This is a genomic window from Leptospira selangorensis (assembly GCF_004769405.1).
GTDB lineage: Bacteria > Spirochaetota > Leptospiria > Leptospirales > Leptospiraceae > Leptospira_B > Leptospira_B selangorensis.
In genome coordinates this window covers 709,987-730,182 of record NZ_RQES01000005.1, presented here as the reverse complement: position 1 = coordinate 730,182, position 20,196 = coordinate 709,987, and the positions used below count along the sequence as shown (strand labels likewise).

Annotated in this window: 15 protein-coding genes; 6 read left to right on the top strand and 9 right to left on the bottom strand. The window is 40.9% G+C overall.

The window, feature by feature from the left end; translation table 11 throughout:
- Nucleotides 1-10: 10 nt before the first annotated feature.
- Nucleotides 11-907, top strand: a complete 897-nt coding sequence (locus EHO58_RS05005) for a bile acid:sodium symporter family protein (protein WP_135678971.1) — start codon at nucleotides 11-13, stop codon at nucleotides 905-907.
- A gap of 49 nt (nucleotides 908-956) precedes the next feature.
- On the opposite strand, the gene EHO58_RS05000 is transcribed toward EHO58_RS05005, so the two are convergent.
- The 3 genes from EHO58_RS05000 to EHO58_RS04990 all read right to left on the bottom strand — a co-directional run bounded on the left by EHO58_RS05000 (nucleotide 957) and on the right by EHO58_RS04990 (nucleotide 4,762).
- Nucleotides 957-2,282: a thiolase family protein gene (locus EHO58_RS05000; protein WP_135678969.1), complete on the bottom strand. Its 1,326-nt coding sequence runs from the start codon at nucleotides 2,280-2,282 to the stop codon at nucleotides 957-959.
- A 238-nt stretch (nucleotides 2,283-2,520) separates the two neighbouring features.
- A complete protein-coding gene (locus EHO58_RS04995) occupies nucleotides 2,521-3,846 on the bottom strand; it encodes a thiolase family protein (RefSeq protein ID WP_135614123.1) in 1,326 nt (441 codons plus the stop codon).
- A gap of 52 nt (nucleotides 3,847-3,898) precedes the next feature.
- Complete coding sequence (locus tag EHO58_RS04990) at nucleotides 3,899-4,762, bottom strand: thioesterase family protein (RefSeq protein ID WP_135678967.1); 864 nt, start codon at nucleotides 4,760-4,762, stop codon at nucleotides 3,899-3,901.
- Between the two features lie 154 nt (nucleotides 4,763-4,916).
- Here EHO58_RS04990 and EHO58_RS04985 point away from each other — a divergent pair, with 154 nt between their 5' ends.
- Nucleotides 4,917-5,528 (top strand): TetR/AcrR family transcriptional regulator, encoded by a 612-nt coding sequence (locus EHO58_RS04985; RefSeq protein WP_135625747.1) that lies wholly within the window; start codon nucleotides 4,917-4,919, stop codon nucleotides 5,526-5,528.
- Between the two features lie 6 nt (nucleotides 5,529-5,534).
- On the opposite strand, the gene EHO58_RS04980 is transcribed toward EHO58_RS04985, so the two are convergent.
- Complete coding sequence (locus tag EHO58_RS04980) at nucleotides 5,535-6,383, bottom strand: hypothetical protein (RefSeq protein ID WP_135678965.1); 849 nt, start codon at nucleotides 6,381-6,383, stop codon at nucleotides 5,535-5,537.
- A gap of 259 nt (nucleotides 6,384-6,642) precedes the next feature.
- Between EHO58_RS04980 and EHO58_RS04975 the strand changes: the two genes are divergently transcribed.
- Together EHO58_RS04975 and EHO58_RS04970 are read left to right on the top strand one after the other, a co-directional pair.
- Nucleotides 6,643-8,544, top strand: coding sequence for a CASTOR/POLLUX-related putative ion channel (locus EHO58_RS04975; RefSeq protein ID WP_208728691.1), 1,902 nt, complete (start codon nucleotides 6,643-6,645; stop codon nucleotides 8,542-8,544).
- Between the two features lie 136 nt (nucleotides 8,545-8,680).
- Complete coding sequence (locus EHO58_RS04970) at nucleotides 8,681-10,255, top strand: DUF6055 domain-containing protein (RefSeq protein ID WP_135678961.1); 1,575 nt, start codon at nucleotides 8,681-8,683, stop codon at nucleotides 10,253-10,255.
- A gap of 9 nt (nucleotides 10,256-10,264) precedes the next feature.
- Here EHO58_RS04970 and EHO58_RS04965 read toward each other — a convergent pair whose 3' ends face one another.
- The 3 genes from EHO58_RS04965 to msrB form a co-directional block, all read right to left on the bottom strand.
- Complete coding sequence (locus EHO58_RS04965; protein WP_135678958.1) at nucleotides 10,265-11,161, bottom strand: esterase/lipase family protein; 897 nt, start codon at nucleotides 11,159-11,161, stop codon at nucleotides 10,265-10,267.
- A gap of 108 nt (nucleotides 11,162-11,269) precedes the next feature.
- The gene (locus tag EHO58_RS04960) at nucleotides 11,270-12,115 is read right to left on the bottom strand and encodes an isocitrate lyase/PEP mutase family protein (protein ID WP_135625752.1); all 846 of its coding nucleotides are present in this window, start codon (nucleotides 12,113-12,115) and stop codon (nucleotides 11,270-11,272) included.
- A 15-nt stretch (nucleotides 12,116-12,130) separates the two neighbouring features.
- The gene (msrB, locus tag EHO58_RS04955) at nucleotides 12,131-12,526 is read right to left on the bottom strand and encodes a peptide-methionine (R)-S-oxide reductase MsrB (protein ID WP_207797631.1); all 396 of its coding nucleotides are present in this window, start codon (nucleotides 12,524-12,526) and stop codon (nucleotides 12,131-12,133) included.
- Nucleotides 12,527-12,886: 360 nt separating this feature from the next.
- On the opposite strand from msrB, the gene EHO58_RS04950 reads away from it, so the two are divergent.
- Entirely contained in the window at nucleotides 12,887-14,650 is a 1,764-nt protein-coding gene (locus EHO58_RS04950; RefSeq protein WP_135678956.1) for an acyl-CoA dehydrogenase family protein, read from the top strand.
- A gap of 34 nt (nucleotides 14,651-14,684) precedes the next feature.
- Here EHO58_RS04950 and EHO58_RS04945 read toward each other — a convergent pair whose 3' ends face one another.
- Both EHO58_RS04945 and EHO58_RS04940 read right to left on the bottom strand, forming a co-directional pair.
- Nucleotides 14,685-16,160, bottom strand: a complete 1,476-nt coding sequence (locus EHO58_RS04945; RefSeq protein ID WP_135678954.1) for a TolC family protein — start codon at nucleotides 16,158-16,160, stop codon at nucleotides 14,685-14,687.
- Nucleotides 16,138-19,275, bottom strand: coding sequence for an efflux RND transporter permease subunit (locus tag EHO58_RS04940; RefSeq protein ID WP_244241080.1), 3,138 nt, complete (start codon nucleotides 19,273-19,275; stop codon nucleotides 16,138-16,140). The genes EHO58_RS04945 and EHO58_RS04940 overlap by 23 nt, the downstream gene beginning before the upstream one ends.
- 171 nt (nucleotides 19,276-19,446) lie before the next feature.
- Here EHO58_RS04940 and EHO58_RS04935 point away from each other — a divergent pair, with 171 nt between their 5' ends.
- Nucleotides 19,447-20,196, top strand: a complete 750-nt coding sequence (locus EHO58_RS04935) for a biotin--[acetyl-CoA-carboxylase] ligase (RefSeq protein ID WP_135678951.1) — start codon at nucleotides 19,447-19,449, stop codon at nucleotides 20,194-20,196.

Sequence of the window (20,196 nt, the reverse complement as noted above, 5' to 3'; positions counted from 1 at the left end):
GGAGAAAAAAATGCAAAGTGGATTTTTACTGGAGATAGTTCTCCCGATCTCACTTTTTATAATAATGTTCGGGATGGGGTTATCACTAACACTCAAGGATTTTGAAAGAGTGGCTTTATTTCCTAAAGCTGTATTGGTCGGTCTCTTAGCCCAACTTTTACTGTTACCGTTTTTAGGATTTATGGTAGCTACGATGTTCCATTTGGAACCATTATTGGCAGTTGGATTAATGGTATTATCCTGTTGCCCTTCCGGTCCGACTTCAAATATGTATTCGTATTTGTTCAAAGGAGATGTAGCATTATCCGTAACGTTAACTGCTTTAATTAGTGTGATCAAACCTTTCACTCTTCCGTTTTTAACTTACTATTCAATGGTATATTTTATGGGAGAAGGGAAAACGATAGACCTTCCTATTTTGAAAACCATCTTACAACTTTTTATCATCACTGTTCTCCCAGTAGGGATCGGAATGGCGGTTAAAAATTATTCTCCAAAATTCGCGGAAGGTTGTGAGAAACCCGTAAAAATTTTCTCAATGATCATTCTATTCGCGATCATAGCAGGTTTAGTAAAACAGAACTGGGAGAAGATGTGGGGATTTTTTGCTCAAAGTGGAGCCGCAGCTTTAACTATGAATTGTATCTGTATAAGTCTCGGATTTTTACTCGGGCTACTTTTACGTTTAAGTAGAACCCAAGCTGTTACGATCGCTTTCGAGTTAGGGATCCAAAATGGGACCACTGCACTTCTAGTCACTGGAACCATTTTGCAAGTCCCAACAATGACTGTAGTTCCTATCACTTATAGTCTTCTGATGTTCGTGACTGCATTGGTATTCGGGCTGTTCATATTGAAGAACAGAAGATCCATTTTGGATCAACCTTCTTTAGAAAGAGTGAGTTAAAAGTTAATAATAAAAACCCCGAAAGATTCTCTCCTTCGGGGTTTTAGAATTAAGCTTTATATCTTTCGATCAACATGGAGCCTGCAATTCCTCCATGAGCACATGCAGTGAGTAACACTTTGTTTGCATTAGGATCTTCTTGCAGGTCCATGATTGCATTATTCACCAGACGAACTCCTGTGGCTCCGAACGGATGACCGATTGCAATAGATCCTCCATTAGGATTGATCTTTTTCTCATCGAATTTTTTCTCCCAATCCCAACCGGTATCCATTCTCAGTTGTTCCATAGCGGCAACCGCAGTAGAAGCATATGCTTCATGGATCTCAACATAATCCATATCTTCTAATTTAAGATGCAGGTCTTCTAACAGACCTTCTGTGGCAACTGCTTGTCCAACTCCCATTAAATTCGGATGGACTCCTTTCATTCTCCAACCGGAAAGTAGTCCTTCTATTTTTAATCCTAAGGCTTTTGCTTTTTCAACAGTAGTGATAATCACTCCCGCGGCTCCGTCGGAGCGAGGACTTGCATTGAAGATAGAAACGGTAGGACCATGAGTTTTCTTCAGATCTTTGCCGTATTTTTTCTTAAAGTCCTCGAACTTACTTTGAGGATTATCGAATAGAAGCATCGCTCTTCCCATACGACTTGGATTTTCTACGAGACCCTTTCTAAGCTCTACAGCCTCGTCAATTTTCAACATGTTCCCTTCCTGGTCTTTTATAGGAATGATAAATGGTTCGTATTTTCCTGACATAGAAGCTTCGTAAGTACGTTTGAATGATTCAAATGCGACCTTATCAGTGATCTCTCTAGATAATTCATAATTTTGTGCGAGAATCTCGGCAGTGACCTGCATTCCGTAGGAATTCTCCCCGTCATCCAAACCATCCTCAAGAGTATCTCTAAGTTCGACACCTTCCGGAAGGTTATCGGGCAAAAGCTTATTCAATTTTTCTAATGATCCAGTTTTCTTGTTTAAGCGAGCGTTTTTTACTATAAAAGGCATATCAGTCTGGGATTCTTCTCCGATCACGAGAAATACTTCGCCTTCTCCCAATATAATCCTTCTTGCTGCTTCCGAGATTGCCTCCAATCCGGATACGCAGTTATTGGAAAGAGTGAGAGAAGGAATTTCATCCCTAAGTCCGATCAGGTTTGCGATTACACGAGCAGGATTCGGAGAACTTGGAAAACCTTCCCCGACTATTACCCCGTCTATATCTTCTTTTTTGATCCCACTTTTTTGGATAATGCTCTCAGCTACTATCTTACCCAAATGATGAGCCGGATACGCCCCTAATCCTTTTGCGATCTGAGCAAATGGAGTTCTTAATGGTGTGCAAATTGCGAGTTTAGTTTCGAGTTTCATCGTTTTTCTCCCGATTGTATTTCGAAAATTTTTTCATTGGTGCATATACACTATTTAGACCACAAAAACTATAACATTGAAAGCAAAATATTCCGAGGCAACGTATATAAAATGTTTAAGTATATCAATGAGAAATTAGGAACAAAGGGATAAAGAAAAGATTATAAAGAAGAAGATGTAAAAAAGCCCCGAAGAAGTTTCCTTCTCCAGGGCCCGATTCAATTCAAGAAGTTAAGAATTAACCTTCGAATCTTTCGATGAGCATAGCTCCTGCAATTCCACCGTGAGCACAAGCGGTAAGAACCACTTTTTTAGCTTTAGGGTCGTCTTGAAGGTCCATGATCGCATTGCTCACCAAACGGATACCAGTAGCTCCGAATGGGTGACCGATAGCGATAGATCCACCGTTAGGGTTGATCTTCTTCTCGTCGAATTTTTGCTCCCATTTCCAGCCGGTATCTTTTTCGATTTGAACAAGAGCCGCAACTGCAGTAGCTGCAAATGCTTCGTGGATCTCAACGTAATCTACGTCTTCGATCTTAACTCCGGTGTCTTTAAGAAGTGCTTCGGTAGCGTAAGCTTGTCCGATTCCCATCAAGTTAGGGTCTACACCATACATTTTCCATCCGGAAAGAACTGCTTCGATTTTTAATCCAAGAGCTTTTGCTTTTTCAACAGTAGTTAAGATAACACCAGCTGCTCCATCAGAACGAGGGCTCGCGTTAAAGATAGAAACGGTTGGTCCGTGAGATTTTTTAAGATATTTGGAATACTTAGTTTTGAACTCATCAAATTTCATTTGTGGGTTTTCAAACAGAAGCATTGCTCTTCCCATACGGCTTGGGTTTTCAACGAGTCCTTCACGAAGTCCGACTGCCTCATCGATAGTAAGTTCAGTTCCGTCTTCGTCTTTCATTGGGATGATGAACGGAGCGTATTTTCCTGCTTTAGAAGCTTCTAATGCTCTTTTGAAAGATTCGAAAGCTAATTTGTCAGTGATCTCACGAGAAAGTTCGTAGTTCTGAGCAAGGATCTCAGCAGTTACTTGCATTCCGTAAGAAGTTTCTCCGTCACCAAGTCCGTCTTCAAGAGTGTCTCTAAGTTCAACACCTTCCGGAAGATTGTCAGGAAGAAGTTTTTTCAGTTTATCCAAAGATCCTGCTTTCTTGTTCAATCTTGCGTTTTTTACGACGAAAGGCATAGAAGTTTGAGACTCTTCTCCGATTACTAGGAAAAGTTCACCTTCTCCAAGAATGATACGGCGAGCTGCTTCAGAAAGAGCTTCGATTCCGGATACACAGTTATTAGAAACAGTGATCGAAGGAACTTCGTCTCTGAGTCCGATTAGGTTAGCGATCACTCTCGCGGAGTTCGGAGCGTTAGAGAAACCTTCTCCAACTACGATTCCGTCGATTTGATCTTTTTTAACTCCACTCTTTGCAATAATGTCTTCAGCCACTATACGACCTAGGTGATGGCCAGGATAGGGTCCTAAAGCTTTCGCAATTTGAGCGAAGGGAGTTCTTCTTGGCGTACAAATCGCCAATTTTTGATCGAGTTTCATTGTCTTTCTCCAGACCTTTTATTTGGTGCGTTCATTAGAATAAGATAATATTTCATTTGGAGCTTCCCTCGGGAAATTCGGTGACCCTTGCGAATATTTTCAGCAGATCTTCTCCAGGTTTTTTAGGTCTAGACTTGCTTACGGATACTACGAGTAGATCATCCATGGATTCCGCTAAAATTTCTCCAGTTTCGGAGTCGCTGACCTCTTGTCTCATACGGCTCCAAATTTTATCAAAACTATGAATCCAAGTTTGTATTTTAGCCCTTCTGCCTGCAGCGAGAGGTTTACGATAACGGATCTTTCCACCCATATAGAAAAGTGTGGTGTCCATTGCGACTAGATCCTCTAGGCTAAGTCCGCATTCTGCAGTGAAATTCCAGCGACCTTCTTCCAATAATCTCCAATAATGAGAAGGATTATAGTCACCGAACGGATTTCTTTCGCAGAAAAATAGATCTCTTTCTGCAAGTGTGCGCTCACAAGATCCTGAAAAAGAAGGTATAGATTCGAATGAAGAGATCAATTCGTCGGAAGGATCTTGGGCTGCAATTAACTGGAAAGGTTTTCCGTCCTTCTCCGTTCTTGCTAATGTTCTGATCTCCGCTGCGACTTTTCCGTTTGGATCCAAAACTTCTTGGGAGAAGGTTAACAGGCCGTCTTGCCCGGAACGATAACTAGTGCGTATGGATAACTCAGTGTTTTCCATTTGTTGGGCAAGAAAGCGTATATCTGCCCCGACGGTTTGTAATCGAACTGATTCTTCGATCATTCTTTTCCAAGAATATCCCGCTTCTTCTAAGATACGATATCTATCCCCTAAACAAGAGTCTTCATAAGTCCTGCTAGTGGTATGTCTTTGCGTATCTAGATCCGAAAATCTGGTTCTGACTTGTTCTTTTTCCGTAACAGACATTTTGAACCGTCCTGACACTAGCTTAGACCCCTGGGAAATCGGGGCAATAAAAAAATACAGAACGTTCGTTCTGGTTTTTTATACGCTAAACCCAAATTCTATTGACGAAACGAGGTTTTTAGGGCAATACTGAAAAAATAACGTATTTAAGCACATGACCGCTCAGAGAAAAAAAAGAGATTCCGGGGCCAGTGTCCGAGAAAGAATTCTAGATACTGCGACAGATCTTTTCTACAAGCAAGGATTCTCCAACACAGGAATGAGACAGATTATCCAAGAATCCGGTTCCGTAGCTGCTAGTCTTTACGATCATTTTCCTTCTAAAAAAGAATTAGGGATCGCTTACCTCGCTCGTCAGGAAGAAAAGACTCTTTCTGATCTTGCTTCTCTCATGGAAAGATATCCGGAGGTCCAAGAATTTTTAAGAGCTTGGGTGATCTTGAAAGAAAGACAGATCCGCCATCATGAATTTTTCGGAGATCCGTTTGCAGGTTTTGCAAATCAAGTTATGGATGCGGATCCTGAATATACTGAATTCCTAAAAGGTATCGCTGAAAAATGGACTAAGATGATCCGCGATTATCTGAGTCGCGCAGTTGCTTCGGGACAATTTTCTAGAACTATGGATATACAATATACTTCCAGAAGAGTATTGATGGCGTATCATGGCTCCATCACTCTTTGGAGAATGACCAAAGATCTACGTTATATCCGAGAAATGGAAGATAGTCTCAGAGAGATCTTCGAAGAATATACCGCTAAATAAATAGAATTATTTTCGAGCTTTCGATCCGAATTTTATTTTAGATGCCGATCGATTCCTTTGAGGCTCTTCTATTACATCTCGTAATTCCGTTTTTTCTACCTGCAAAAGTTTTAAAGGACTTTCGACACTTACCTTACAATCGTGCATATGTGTTGCAGAGAAGTTAGTAACTGCCAACATCATTTGGGTCCAAGCAGTCATAGTTTCCGGATTTCTTTTCGCACTTTGTAATCCGTACAGAATTGGATCCTTCATTTTATCCATCAAATTGCAGGAAGGAAAATAGACCCCCGCTCCCTTCTTAAGAAATCTAGAAACAGGAATAAAAAGAAAATTCCTGATATGGCTCGGTTTCCCCTTAGAAGCCTCTGCGAACTTCAAGTAGAGGATCAGATTTTTTTCTGCGAGAATTTCTGCTTCTTTAATAGAGGCAGGATTCTTTTTCAAAATGGAAGAAGACTTTGCAAATCCTCTTTCAATCTCATGTCGGATATGTCTAGCGCATAGATGCTGGATCATTTCCCAGCCCCCGAGCACAACCGCTTGGGGCCGATAATATGCGATCGAATCGTCACTTTCCAGATAGAAATGCCTTCCTTCTTTCTGGTTTAGATCATAATACAAATCCCCGATGATTACACTATTAGATGCATGCTCTTCTGCAGAATGTCGTAACTCATCCAAGGCAACTGCATCCGTCAAAGGAACAAAAGAGTCACTTCCCGCCAAAAAATCTAAACAACTTCCGATAAACTCGTGGTGTTCACTATGCTCCTGATAAGCGGTTACTTGGGGAGAATTACAGGAGAACAGAAATAATAAACTACTTAGAAAAATGAAAAAGATGCGAGCCATAATCTAATCGAGCGAGTATTTCACATTCCTTGGATTCTGTCGGTCAAAATCTTAGATCCGATTCTATAAATATTCGGATTTAGATTGATTATAAAAGGTAAGCATACTCTTGAAACCAGGAGAAAGATGCTCGTTCAAAAATAAATTTCCAGTCTTAGGATTTTAGATTTGAAATAGAAAATTATATAACTAATGTTCAGCCCTCATGAAAGAGAAACCCGGCATTTTTAAAAAGTTTCGTTACCATTTTGATAATTTTATGTCTAGGGGAGGAGGTTCCGTATTCGCGGCTCTGATGACCTTATTCTTAGGAGCATTCGTATTTTTATCTTTCGTACGGATACTCGGGGCATTTTTATTTCCGGACGAATCCATTAAGGAGTCTGGGGATTTTTTATGGAGAGTCTTTTTACAAATCTCAGATGCGGGCGCAGTGGCAGAAGATGGAGAATCCAACTGGTTCAATAAGATCATTGGTATCCTAAGCGTATTTTCAGGTTTAGTTTTATTTTCCAGCTTAGTCGCATTTATCACGAATCAATTCGATCAAAAAATCCAAGAACTCAGAAAAGGCAAAAGTGAAGTTTTGGAATCAGATCATACATTGATCTTAGGTTTTGGGGTTCGTACGATCGAAATATTAAGGGAATTGATAGAAGCGAATTCTTCCGAATCCGGAAAAACGGCAGTTATACTCGCGGACCAAGATAAGGAAGAAATGGATGATTTTCTATCCGAAAATTTATCGAATACGAAAACGACAAAAATTATCACCAGATCAGGATTACCTTCTCATCTTCATTCCTTAAAAAGGGTAAATGCTTCCAAAGCCAAAAGTATCATTATCTTAAATCCTTCAGGTTCAGAGGAATCGGAAGAGGGTAAATCAATAGGAGATGCAAAAGTATTAAAGTCCATCATGGCACTCGTTGCATTAAATGGAGAATCAGGACTTCCTCCTATCGTTGCAGAACTTCATGGATTAGAAAATCGCAATATTGCTTCTGATCTTTCCGAATCCGTTCAGGTCATGGATGAAAGAAGTATTCTTTCCAAATTGCTTGTACAAACTTCCAGGACATCCGGTCTTGCAATCGTATATTCGAACCTGGTTGGATTTGAAGGAAATGAGCTCTATTTTTATAAACCGAAGAATGGTTGGAGAGGTTTAAATTATTCTGAAATTTCATTTAGATTCAAGGAATCGGTTCCGTTAGGTTTCAGAAAAGTCAGCGGAGAAATTGTTTTAAATCCTAACCCAGAATATTTACCCGAGAATGAAGAAGATGCGATCATCCTTGCGGAAGATGATTCTAAGATCAAATTCGATGATAAACCTGTGGTCGTGAATGCCGCACTTTCTTACCCGAATACTACTTTATCCCGACCCATTGACAAACAATTGATCATCGGCTGGAATTCTAAAAGTAAGATCATCGTGAATGAATACGCGAAATTTTCCTCTCCTGATTCCCAAATTGATCTTTTGATAAATGAATCCAATGAAGAGATCAAATCCGCACTTGCAAAACTGAAGACAAAATATCCTCAGATCAAACTCAGATCCCTGATCGCCAATCTTTCCCAAGAAGGTATTTTGGAAAAACTTTCCCCAGAGCAGTATGATTCCGTAATATTCTTGGCAGAAGAGAAAGAGAATATCGAAGAAGTGGACGCGAGGACCATTTCTCTTCTATTAAGATTTCGCCAATACTTTAAGAAGAAACACCAGGCAGGCGGCAAAAAGGCAGAGACACAACTAATCACCGAAATTATGAATTCTGAAAATACGGAATTAGTTTTGGAAACCGGAGTGAAGGACTTTTTGATCTCGAACCAATTTGTTTCCAAAATGATGGCCCAGGTTTCCCAAGAGCCGGATGTTATGAGAGTGTATGATAGTTTGTTCGATCCGGAAGGAAGTGAGATCTATCTTAAACCTGCATTCTTATATTTCGAGGATTTTCCAAAACGTGTGAATTTTGCGGATTGTATGTTAGCGGCCCAACAAAGAAAAGAAACCTGCTTTGGAATACGGATCGTTTCAGAAGAAACGGACGAATCCAAAGGATATGGTGTATATCTGATCCCGGATAAGTTGGAGTTTTTTACATTACACGACTCTGATTCTTTGATCGTTTTATCGGAAGATCAATCTTAGTTTATTTCGTCTCTTCTAAGATAAAAGCTGGGAGATAATACATTGAGACAAAAAGTTTTTCAGATCTTTCTTTATACTTTAATCTTTACTTCTTCATTTTATGCACAGGCCCAGGCGCCTAAAGTGGAGTTAGTAAATGGCTCTAATTCTCCCAAGTTTATTTTATCAAATTGGAAAACCGCCCCCCTCCAGTTGGGAAGAATTGGATAAATTCCCGTTTCCGGCGGAGAAGGATTTTGCATTAAAAATTCCGAATGCAGTTGGACATTATACAGGTCCGGATGGCGGAACTGTTTATCAATGGAGCCCCGGAGTTTATAAATGGGATTTGAAAGACGGTACTAGTTTTATGCATCGATCTTCTGAAGAATGGGGATTAGAAAAAGATGGAATTAAGATCTATTCTTGGCCCAAAAAATGTCCGAACTGTCAATCCGAACAAGTCCTTACCTTTCCCGACAAATCTCAGATTACTGCTTCTTTTTATACTGTTGCAGGTAGATTAGAATATTTATACGAGAATGCCTCAGAGAAAAAATTCTTCAGATTCACTAAACCGGGAAGATACGGAAAACTTTCGGAAGAAAAGGATCGTTTTTATTTCGAGTTCGAACCTAAAAATTCACTTTTTGTTCATGCATTTACGGAATCCAAAACCACTAAAGATTTTTTCAAAAAAGCGGAAAGTGATTTCGACCTTGTCCCCTCCTCCAAGATACTCGTTGCATTTTTTCAAGATGCGAAATCTTTCAGGGAATTTAATAATTTAGCCGGAATCGCGTGTAGTGGAGGTAGAGGTGGGATTTACGGGATCAGTTTTTGTGACCCTAGTTCTGAAAAAGATATGATCTCGGAAGATACTGATCTTGAGATCAAAAGGTATCAATATTCGACTCAACCTACTCACATGGTATATCATGAGGTTGCTCATCATATGCAGCAGATCAGATGTAATACAATTCGGACCGGAAAAAACCAACCTCCCGTTATTCAACCCTATTGGCTTGTGGAAGGTCACGCTGAATTTATAGCTCAATTTGGTTGGCCAAAATATAAAGGAACCAAATACAGAGAATATTATGAAAATATTATTCTTAGAAAAGGAAAATTACAATTAGAAAGATCGGACCCGTATCTCGCAGGATTTTTGGCAATGTATTATATTTCTCAAAAATATGGGAATTCTAAGATTAAAGATCTTTGGGATAAAACATGCGAGGGAGAAAGTATAGACTCCGCATTAAAATCGGTTCTCAATTCTAGTGTTTCCAAATTGCAATCGGATCTATCGAACCACTTGGATAACGAATCAAAAGATCTTCCTGCAAAGTTTTTAGAATGGGAAATTATCGGAACAATTACTTTACCGTTTACCTCCTCGGAAGCTTCTTCTTTTAAAACGGTAGAGATTGCGGACTTAACGAATATTACCGATCCTTCTTCCATTCCAGATATTAGGATCCCTTTTTCTTTGAAAATAGAATCTTTGAAAGGTAAGGTAGAAGGTGTGTTCCAATCTCCCAGAAAGGAAAGAGTTTATCTTTTCAAGAATGGGACTTATAGATTAGAAACTCCAAAGTATCAAGTGAATGTGTTTCCGGACGGGACAACAAGTTTCACTTCTGAAAAGAATTCGATTACTGTGTGGGGAGCAGGAACAAGAAAATGGGACTCCGGCGGAAAATCTCTTACGTATTTCCCGCCGAAATAATAAAGAAGTCTAACGTTTCTTCTTAGGTTTTGCTTTTTTAGGAGCCGGCTTAGCAGTTTTCTTTTTAGCAGGACTTGTTTTTTTAGTCGCAGCAGTTTTAGGGGAAACTTTTTTAGAAGGAGCGGAGGCAACTGTTTCCTTCTTCACATCTTCCTTGACGACCGGTTTTTGTTTAATTGGAAGTGGATCTTTCTTCTCTTCCGAAGTGACTAAAGAGCCAAGGCATTCTATTCCTAGTGGTCCTAAATATAAATTCAAATGTCCGTATTCGGGGATCTCTACATCATCAAAATGTCCGAGAGTGGCACTTTCCCAAGGACGGACGATACCTTCTCCCTTTGTAAATACTGCTTGTACATTATGAAATTTTGAATAAGTTTCTACAACTTCCTTCACCAATTTGGATCCGGGCATCATCTGCCAGGTGCAAGGGAAAATTGGAGCAAGGTATGCCATATAAGTTCCATGCATAGGAGACCCTACCACGAAAATTTTTCGGACCCGATCTCTTCCTTTATAACTTAAACCTGCAGCGATGAGTCCTCCCATAGAGTGACAGATCAGATAACAGTCTTTTATGTTCTTCTCTATTAAGAAATTCTCAAGTATCTTACTTTTTTTACGGATATTTCCGGTTTGGAAACCGAGTGGAACTACATAAACCGGATGACCAAGAGAGATCAGATGTTTGCGCATCGCGGTCCAAGTCAGACCTCTTCCCAAAAATCCGGAAACACATACGATAGGGCGTTTATATCCCTCGGTATGATCCGGAAGTTCTATAAAGATCCCCAGGATATGACAGAAAAAATAATATATATGGTGATAGATCTCGGCTAAATGTTGTACGATAACAGGACGGATATTCCCTTTTTCGGGAAGGTAAGTAAGATGGTCTCTCTTCATTCAGTTTCTGCCGCGGGCGAATATCCCGCCCTACGGTAGAATCCATTCTCAGCCCCGAGGCGCAAACAGAATTTTATGCCCTTCTACTCCATGAAATATGGAAGAATGTCATTTCGTTTTGGCCTCATATTCCGCAAAAAAATCGCATAATTCTTTATGAGAATACTGATGATCTGCATAGGTGAATGTGCCTGAGTTCTTGATCTCGAGCGCGGCCTGTCTGATCAGATGAAAACAGGCCCTTGCAAGACTTCCACCTATACTAATTCTTCGGACTCCAAGTGATCTCAATTCCTCAACAGTAAGTTGGTTATGACTTAAACCCATGACCACATTTAACGGACCATTGATAGAACGTACTAATGTGCCTATCGTTTGTGGATCTCCAATCCCGGGTATAAAAAGACAATCTGCTCCCGCTTCTCTATAGGAATTACAACGAGTGATCGCTTCTTCCATTGCATTCGGATGATTGGTTAAGAAGGCATCCGTTCTTGCAGTGAGCGTAAATGGAATTCCAGTTTGGTCTGCGACATTTCTGATCGCAGAAATTCTTTCCGTAGCAAGTTTGATATCTAACAAAGGAGAAGAAGGATCTCCACTCAGATCTTCTATATTACAGCCGACCACTCCAATCCCGATCGCTTGTTTTACGGTTTCTGCCACTTGAGAAGGTTGGATCCCATAACCACCTTCCAGATCTGCACTTACCGGAAGTCCTATGGAATCCACTATGGATTTTACTTCGGAGAGCATGTCTTCTTTACTCATGATCTGGTGATCCGGTAACCCTGCCGCGAAAGCGATACCGGCGCTTGTAGTCCCAATCGCAGAATATCCTGCACCTGCCAACATACGAGCACTTCCCGCGTCCCATGCGTTAGGCATGACGAAGATATCTTTTGAATGTAGATTTCGGAATATTTCGCCTAATTGTTTTTGAGCAGAAGCCATGCTTTCCTTTGAATATTAATCTTTTTTAAATTTTAAAGAAGCCGAATTGATACAATATCTAAGTCCGGTCGGCTCAGGCCCATCAGGAAATACATGTCCTAAATGTCCTCCACATCTGGCACACATAACTTCTGTGCGAGTCATTCCATGACTTGTATCCGTTTCGGATTGGACCGACTTGTCCGCTGCAGGTTTATAAAAAGAAGGCCAGCCGCTTCCGGATTCATACTTAGTGTCCGAGCTGAATAATTCGGCACCGCAGGCAGCACAAAGATATTTTCCTTTTTCCTTATTATAATAATATTCTCCGGTAAACGCTCTTTCCGTTCCTTTTTCTCTGATGATCCGGTATTGATCCGCACTTAGGACTTTTTTCCATTCTTCTTCCGATTTTTGCACTTCGTATTTCATCTTACCTCCTTTCTTCTCTTTTGGAGCTCCTACAGATTCGGAACATCCTGACAAAACGATTCCTAATAAATATAAAAAACCGATACCTAGCCCGATTTTATTCATGATTTTATCCTCGTCGGATACTTCGATTTTTAACCGAAAAAGTTACTTTTAAACCGCGGTATTAAAGAGTTAAATTATTGTAAATTGTTCGAGTTGTAAAGCTCAAACATTGTTCCAAACACCTGTTCGGTTCCTTCTTCTTTGTTCGTATTACAAACCAAAGTATCTATTCAAAATAAGAAGTATAAGGTATTACTTGACACAAGCTTAATAAAGCAGTACACCTAAAGGCCTTAAGCGACAGGGAGCATACATATGATTCAAGGAAACTATTTCCAGGATAATACCGACTTACAAACTCATTTTGATAATCTTATAGATTGGAAGGAGATCGTAGCTGCATACGAAGGAGATTTCCATGATGCGGCCAAATACAAACAGACTAACGATGACAGGTTTGCATATGCACCTTCTACCGTGCAAGAAGCGATAGATTATTATAAATCTACTGTGGATGCTTTGGGAGAAATTATGGGAGACTTCGTGGCTCCTCGTAGTAAGGAAATGGACCAGACCGGATTAAAATACGAGAACGGCAAAGTCACTTTCCCAAAAGCACAAGAAGAATGTTATAAAACCTTAAAGGATGCAGGGCTAATGCCTATCTCAATCTCCAGAAAATACGGAGGTTTAGGTTTGCCTGCAACCGTTCAATCCATGATGTGCGAGATAGCCGCCAGAGCAGATGCGGCATTTTGTCTAGCATACGGAAATATTAATATAGTCGAGATTATGGAAAGATTTGCTTCCGACGAAATGTGCGACGAATGGTTGCCTCAGATCGCTGCAGGAAAATTCAGTGCCGCCATGGCCTTGACCGAACCCAATTACGGTTCAGATCTTCCAAATGTGCAGACTAGAGCAACTCAGGATGCTGACGGGACCTGGAAAATCAACGGAGCAAAACGTTTTATCACTCATGCCTGCGGTTATGTGGATTCTCCTTCCGTAATTCTTACATTAGCCAGAACTGGAAGCCCTGAAAGTGGAGCAAGAGGACTTTCTTTCTTCTTAGTACAAGGTAAAGACGTTCATGTTGCAGGAATAGAACATAAAATGGGATTACATTGTTCTCCTACTTGTGAAGTTGTTTTTGAAAATTCTCCAGGAGTATTGATCGGAAAAACAGGTTATGGCCTTGTGAAATATTCTATGGGAATGATGAATGCTGCAAGGCTTACCATCGCTACACAATCTTTAGGGATCGGGACTGCTGCTTATTTTGAAGCAAAAAAATATGCATCAGAAAGAATACAATTCGGTAAACCGATAGAGAAGATCCCTGCGGTCCGAAAAATTTTGGACAAGATGGAAAGGGAAATTTTAGCCACAAGATGTCTTGTTTCCGAAACAGGAAGAGCAATCGATCTTTATCATTGGAGAAAAGAAAGAATGCTCAAAGAAGAAGGTAAGAGCGAGAGGGATGTAAACCAAGACGAAACAATCCGCCGTTGGGAAAAACTGGCAGACTTATTCACTCCTATGAGTAAATATTACGCCTCCGAAGGTTGTGTTGCACTTGCATCAGATGCAATCCAAATCCATGGAGGAAGTGGATACACCGAAGATTATGATGTAGCAAGGATCTACAGAGACAGTAGGATCACCACAATTTACGAAGGTACAACTCAATTACAGATTGTTGCAGCAATTGGAGGAGTTGTTTCCGGAATGGCAGCGAGCGGCCATCTAAGAGCATATGCGGAAGAAGAAATGTCCAAATTTTCTCCTTCTACAGATCTTAGATCTCTTTGGGAAAAATTGGAACAAGCAGTTCATTCTTACAAATCGATAGGTGATGGTTTTACAAAGGACGAGTTAGCTTTCGAAACTGTGGAGATCGCCGCAAGATTCGTGGCCGGAATGCTTTTCGAAAAATCTTTGGGTCAAGTGGATGGGGATCTGAAAAAACAAAGGATCAAACATTCACAAGATTATAATATAGATTCTTTAGCGATCGCAGAAGGGAATCTATTACGTTTAGAAAGAGCGAACAGGCAAGCCGCGGCAGCGGTTTAAAAAGTAGAACGGCCGGCAATCGTCGGCCGTTTTTTTATTCTTCTTTTTTTTCTCCCGGAAGATGCGGGATTTCTCCTATCGCAACTCCCAAAGCAATACGATTCAAAGAATGTTGGTGCAACATTTTGCGATACGTAATCTCTGCATTTAACATCGCAATTCTAGAGGCAATCGCTTCTATCCTACTATTTCTACCGGAACGATAACCGCTTGCCTGGCTTTGAGAAGTTTCTTGAGCAGATACGAATGCTTTTTGATAGATCCCCAATATCTTTTGGGAATTCTTAAAACTTTCGAAAGCATTACGGATCTCTTGAGTAGCTATCCTTCTAGTTTGAGAAGCGGTTAATTTTGCCTGTTTTTTTGCGGAATCTGCCGCTCTTAAATCTGCCATTTGAGAGAATGGTGTTAAAGGCATCGTAATCTGCAACTGAGCAGTAATATCTTTGGAATGTGTCTGGCCAGGATAAGGAAGAGAATAATAATTATTTAATGCAATAGTAGGAGCAAAGCCCACCCAAGCCTTATCCTTTTGCGCTTCCGCCACCTTAACACTTTGATAGGTAGAAAGAACATCGTATCTTTTTGCTAAATATTCTTCCGGCTCCATACCTGTCGGGATCGGCTCCAATTCGGCCTTGAATCCTGCGACAGAGATAGGTTTTTCATAACCCACCATAGTCGCCAATGTGATGCGCACTTGCTCTAATTGGAATTTTGCATCTGCAAGAACTGCTTCCGCATTGGAAAGACTAGTTTCCGAATTCAGAAGGTCGGATCTCATGATCCTTCCTACTGCATACATTCTTTTTCTTTCCTGCAAAGAGTCTTGGTTCAATTCATAAGCTTCTTGGGAAATTTTTACACTTTCTTCCAATTGTAAAAAGTTGAAATAGGCCTGTGCGATCTCCAGGTACATTCTGCCTGCTTCATGTTTTGCCTCTAACCTTCTTTGCTCGGCTAGATTTTTAGAAGCTCTGTAATCTTGGTAGGAAGCCAGTCCCGCAGAGAGAGGAATACTGAGTAATAAACGAGAACCCGCTCCCACAGTTGGAGGAAGACTACTTCCCGAACTGGAAGAAGGTAATAAACTGAGAGGATCTCCGCTTTGGATTGCCTTATATGTTTTATAATTATCTACTATAGAAGGTTGTTGTGTATGACCAGGAATAGAATAGAACTTGTTGAACACATAAGAAAGAGTCGGCATAAAACCTGCGAATGCCTTGTCCTTCTGCGCTAAAGCCTGTTCTGTCGCTTCGTTCTTAAGCGCGATCCTTTCCGTTCTTTCTACAGCAAGAATATAAAGATCGTCCAGACCGAATGTATCTTTCGAGACTGTTTTTTCTACATCCTGGGTAGTAATCCCTGTTATATTTTTTAAACTTTCTTCCACCACTCCGTCTGCGACTTTTACTTCCGGGCTGGAAGCGCATCCCCAAACAAGAGAACAGGTAAGAATAGATAATATTATTTTTCTATAATTATTAAGAGTATCTACGTACTTCATCTTTCTCATTTTCCATAAGATAATAAGCGGCTGGAACGACCACTAAAGTAATTAAAGTAGAAACGATCAAACCACCCAAGATAGTGATCGCCATTGGGATCCTAGTTTCCGCTCCTGGGCCCAATGCCAAAGCAGGAGGTATAGCGGCTGCAATCGAAGAGAATGTGGTCATCAGCACAGGCCTTAAACGGACAGGACAACCGATCCGGATCGCATCGGCAATATTCTTCCCTTCACTTCTAACATGATTCACGAATTCTACTAGAAGAATTGAGTTCTTCTTAACTAGTCCCAGGAGTAGTATCAATCCTATAAAGCTATACATATTGAAGGACTGCCCCGCTATCCAAAGAGCGATTAACGCGCCAGAAAAACTGAAAGGCATGGAAAGAAGAATATAGAAAGGTTGTTTCAAACTATTGAACTGGCTCGCCAAGATCATAAATGACATTATAATCCCTAAGATCAAAGCACCTGATAAACTGGATTGCGAATCGGAAGCCGTTTTTGCGGAACCGGTAACTTCCACATGATAACCTTCCGGAAGCATTTCTTTTGCTATCCGAATTGCTTCGCTCGTTGCCCAAGTTTGTCCTTTTTCCTTAGGAGGGTTTCCGAAAATTTTAATGGATCTATCTCTGTTTACTCTAGTGATATTTTTGAGAGTGTTGGTTGCCTGGAGGACCAAAACATCTTTCAAACGAACAATCTCTCCGTAAGTGTTTCTAACACCTATATTCGGAATGATATCAGTGCTCTCTCCTTGGTCTTTGTCGATCTTGACCCGAACATCAAAACTTCTACCATTCTCAGTAAAACGACTTACGTTACGTCCTCCCATCAAAGGCCCGATCGTATTTCCGATGTTTGCCATACTCACACCGCGGACTGCGGCTGCTTCTCTGTTTGGTAGAATTTTGACTTCAGGTTGTCCGGAAACATAGTCCGTATCAATATCCAAAATCGTTTTAGAAGAATCTAATTTTTCTCGGATAGAATCCGAAAGTTTTGCAAGTGTTGCCCAATCAGGTCCGGTCAAAACCAACTCGACAGGATAACCTCGGCCGGGACTGAAACCTCTTTGAGAAAGATCTTGGACGGAAAACTTCGCTTCAGGCACAAGCTCTTTCAGATCTTTTCTGAGCTCACCAAATACTTCCGACTGAGTGATCTCTCTTCCTGTTTTTTTACTTTTAGGACGATGTCCCATTTCCTTCATGGTAACGAAGAACATACCGGTGTTGGATTCGGTACCTCCCATTCCTCCGATATTGCTCATATATTTTTCTACGATAGGGCGAGAGCTAAGATAGCCCTCCACCTTCTTCATTGCTTCATCCGTGCGAATGATAGAAGAACCGATCGGCATCTTTGCTCGGACGATAAATCTTCCCATATCCTGAGGAGGAATGAACTCCTTCTTGAGTAAAACTAGGAAGATAAGTGAGAATGCGAAGAATAGAACGGAAGAAACGATCACAGTTCCGGGTTTACGAATTACAAATTCTAAAACTCTACCATAAACCCTTTCTGAGAATTGTAGAAAGTTCTCAATGACCGGATCCATTCTTTTGAAGAAGGAAAAACGATCTGCTGTATTCTTTAGTTTGGTAAAGAATGTATCAGCAGGTAAGGTAAACGGAGATTTTGATTTTTGTTTTTTCTGTGCTTCTTTACTTTCTCTATAACGAGAAGCTCTCATTGGAGTAAAGCTCAATGCTTCAAAAAGAGAAAGAGCGACTGCTACGGAAACTGTAACTCCGAATTCCAAGAAGTAACGACCAATGATCCCGGACATAAACGCAACCGGGAGGAAGATCGCGATAATAGCAAGTGTAGCGGCTAATGCAGCAAATCTGATCTCGGAGGCTCCATCCAATGATGCTTGGAACCAGGTTTTTCCGGATTCTCTATGCCTACTGATATTCTCCAAGACCATGATGGCATCATCGACAACGATACCTGTCGCCAAAGAAAGACCGAGTAATGTGAATGTGTTTAATGTAAAACCTGCAAAATACAGGATCAAAAACGTTCCCATCACGGAAGTAGGAATTGCAAGAAGAACGTTCCAAGTACTACTCCAATTTCCTAAGAACAATCTACATACGATTCCCGTAAGCACTGCAGAAAGTATGAGAGTAAAAACTAATTCGTGAACGGAATCTCTAATAAAAGTAGTATTATCATTTGAAATATTCAGTTCGAACCCGGGAGGAAGAGTCGGCCTAAGTTCTTCTAACTTAGCCTTCACCATGTCGCCGACTTCTACAGCGTTTGCACCTTTGATCTTCTTGATCCCTAAACCGACGGAAGAAACTCCGTTAAATCTAGAAATTCTTCTGATCTCGTCGAGACCGTCTTCAATCTTCGCAACTTCTCTTAAGCGGACCGGGCGAAACATTGCTGCACCACTTCTGGAGTTGATGTATATATTAGAAAATTGTTCTACAGTTGGAACGTCCCCTACTGCTCTTAAGGAAACTTCCGAAGTCTTATTCTGAACTCTTCCTGAAGGAACTTCTATATTCTGTTCCGTTAATGTATTAATGATATCATTAACAGTAAGTTCCGCTCTCAAAAGACGGATAGGATCTAAAAACACATTGATGGTCCGGTCTACATAACCGCCCAGGATGATTTCCCCCACTCCCGGAACTTCTTGGAACCTGTCCTTGAGTCTGGTCTTAACGAAGACCATCTTCTCTTGTTCACTCCTATTGGTAGCAGTTAAGGTAACCCAGATAATCGGTTGATCGTCCGGATTCGACTTCATGATGACCGCTGGATCCAAATCGTCCGGGAGTTTATTACTTACCTGTGCAATCTTAGTTTGGATCTCTTGGACGGCAACATCCACATCACGTTTGAGTTCCAACTCCACAGTGATCGTGGCAGAACCATCGGTAGAAACGGAACGAACTTCTACCACACCTTGGACTGTCATCAGAACTTCTTCGATTGGATCAACTACGTCCGTCTCCATGACCTGAGCATTTGCACCAGTCAAAGTAAGAGTAACGTTTACGATCGGGAAGTCCACGTCCGGCATCTGAGAAAGACCCATACGGGAGAAGCCGATACTTCCCAGCAGGATGATAGCAGCCATCATCATCCATGCGAAAATTGGATTGCGAATAGAAACCTCGGAAAGCTTCAAGGGAACCTCTTTCTATATATATTTGTAGGGAGGGATTTTTTGTTTAGTAATAGGACCTGTCTTTTTCGCACAAGTGCCAGATTTTTTCTTGTCCGAAAGATCAGAAAAGTGTACTAAACAGAACTCATGTCGTTTCAATTATTGGATCCCGAAAAGGGAATATATCTCTCAGAAGCAGGTTCCACGAATACCATCCTAAAAGGAAAGGAATTCCCACCAGGATCCTGGATCCTAGCGGATTTTCAATCTTCCGGACGGGGCAGAAAAGGAAAAACCTGGAGTATTTTGGGAGACGAACCCTTCATTTTTTCAGGCAAATTCTCCTCTGATTCCAACCTATCTTCTCCCGGACTATTCTCCTTGTATGTTGGGGTCGCGGTAGCAAAGGCGATTTTGTCCGTATATCCTTCTGCCAGTAAAAAAGATCTTAGGATCAAATGGCCGAACGATATCTATTTAAATGGAAAAAAAGTCTGCGGTATATTGATAGAAACGGAAAAAGAAGGAGAAGTTTGGGATTGGATCTTGGGAATAGGGGCCAATCTTTATGGCACTGAAATTCCGGATTACCTGAGTGATGCAGGATTTATCACTGGTGATCAAAATGAAAAAGGAAGAAGGGCCCGATTTTTAGAAACATTACTTCCTCTTCTGAATGATGCAGTATTAGCAATTTCAGATGGAGAAAAAAGAATAGAGTTCATCAACGAAAAACTTCTCTGGAAAGGAGAAACGATTGCCTGGACGGAAAGTGGAGAGCAAAAAATCGCAACTTTGTTGGGAGTAAATGAAGAAGGAAAATTATTAGCCCGGACCTCGGTCGGAAACATGGTCGAATTCATTGACAGCCCCGAGGATTTCAGGTCCTTGGGATAG

Excerpts from the sequence above, each read along its gene's own strand:
- EHO58_RS05005 (WP_135678971.1), top strand. The coding sequence starts at position 11 with ATGCAAAGTGGATTTTTACTGGAGATAGTTCTCCCGATCTCACTTTTT.
- EHO58_RS05000 (WP_135678969.1), bottom strand. The coding sequence starts at position 2,282 with ATGAAACTCGAAACTAAACTCGCAATTTGCACACCATTAAGAACTCCA.
- EHO58_RS04995 (WP_135614123.1), bottom strand. The coding sequence starts at position 3,846 with ATGAAACTCGATCAAAAATTGGCGATTTGTACGCCAAGAAGAACTCCC.
- EHO58_RS04990 (WP_135678967.1), bottom strand. The coding sequence starts at position 4,762 with ATGTCTGTTACGGAAAAAGAACAAGTCAGAACCAGATTTTCGGATCTA.
- EHO58_RS04985 (WP_135625747.1), top strand. The coding sequence starts at position 4,917 with ATGACCGCTCAGAGAAAAAAAAGAGATTCCGGGGCCAGTGTCCGAGAA.
- EHO58_RS04980 (WP_135678965.1), bottom strand. The coding sequence starts at position 6,383 with ATGGCTCGCATCTTTTTCATTTTTCTAAGTAGTTTATTATTTCTGTTC.
- EHO58_RS04975 (WP_208728691.1), top strand. The coding sequence starts at position 6,643 with ATGTCTAGGGGAGGAGGTTCCGTATTCGCGGCTCTGATGACCTTATTC.
- EHO58_RS04970 (WP_135678961.1), top strand. The coding sequence starts at position 8,681 with ATGGCTCTAATTCTCCCAAGTTTATTTTATCAAATTGGAAAACCGCCC.
- EHO58_RS04965 (WP_135678958.1), bottom strand. The coding sequence starts at position 11,161 with ATGAAGAGAGACCATCTTACTTACCTTCCCGAAAAAGGGAATATCCGT.
- EHO58_RS04960 (WP_135625752.1), bottom strand. The coding sequence starts at position 12,115 with ATGGCTTCTGCTCAAAAACAATTAGGCGAAATATTCCGAAATCTACAT.
- msrB (WP_207797631.1), bottom strand. The coding sequence starts at position 12,526 with ATGAAATACGAAGTGCAAAAATCGGAAGAAGAATGGAAAAAAGTCCTA.
- EHO58_RS04950 (WP_135678956.1), top strand. The coding sequence starts at position 12,887 with ATGATTCAAGGAAACTATTTCCAGGATAATACCGACTTACAAACTCAT.
- EHO58_RS04945 (WP_135678954.1), bottom strand. The coding sequence starts at position 16,160 with ATGAAGTACGTAGATACTCTTAATAATTATAGAAAAATAATATTATCT.
- EHO58_RS04940 (WP_244241080.1), bottom strand. The coding sequence starts at position 19,275 with ATGATGATGGCTGCTATCATCCTGCTGGGAAGTATCGGCTTCTCCCGT.
- EHO58_RS04935 (WP_135678951.1), top strand. The coding sequence starts at position 19,447 with ATGTCGTTTCAATTATTGGATCCCGAAAAGGGAATATATCTCTCAGAA.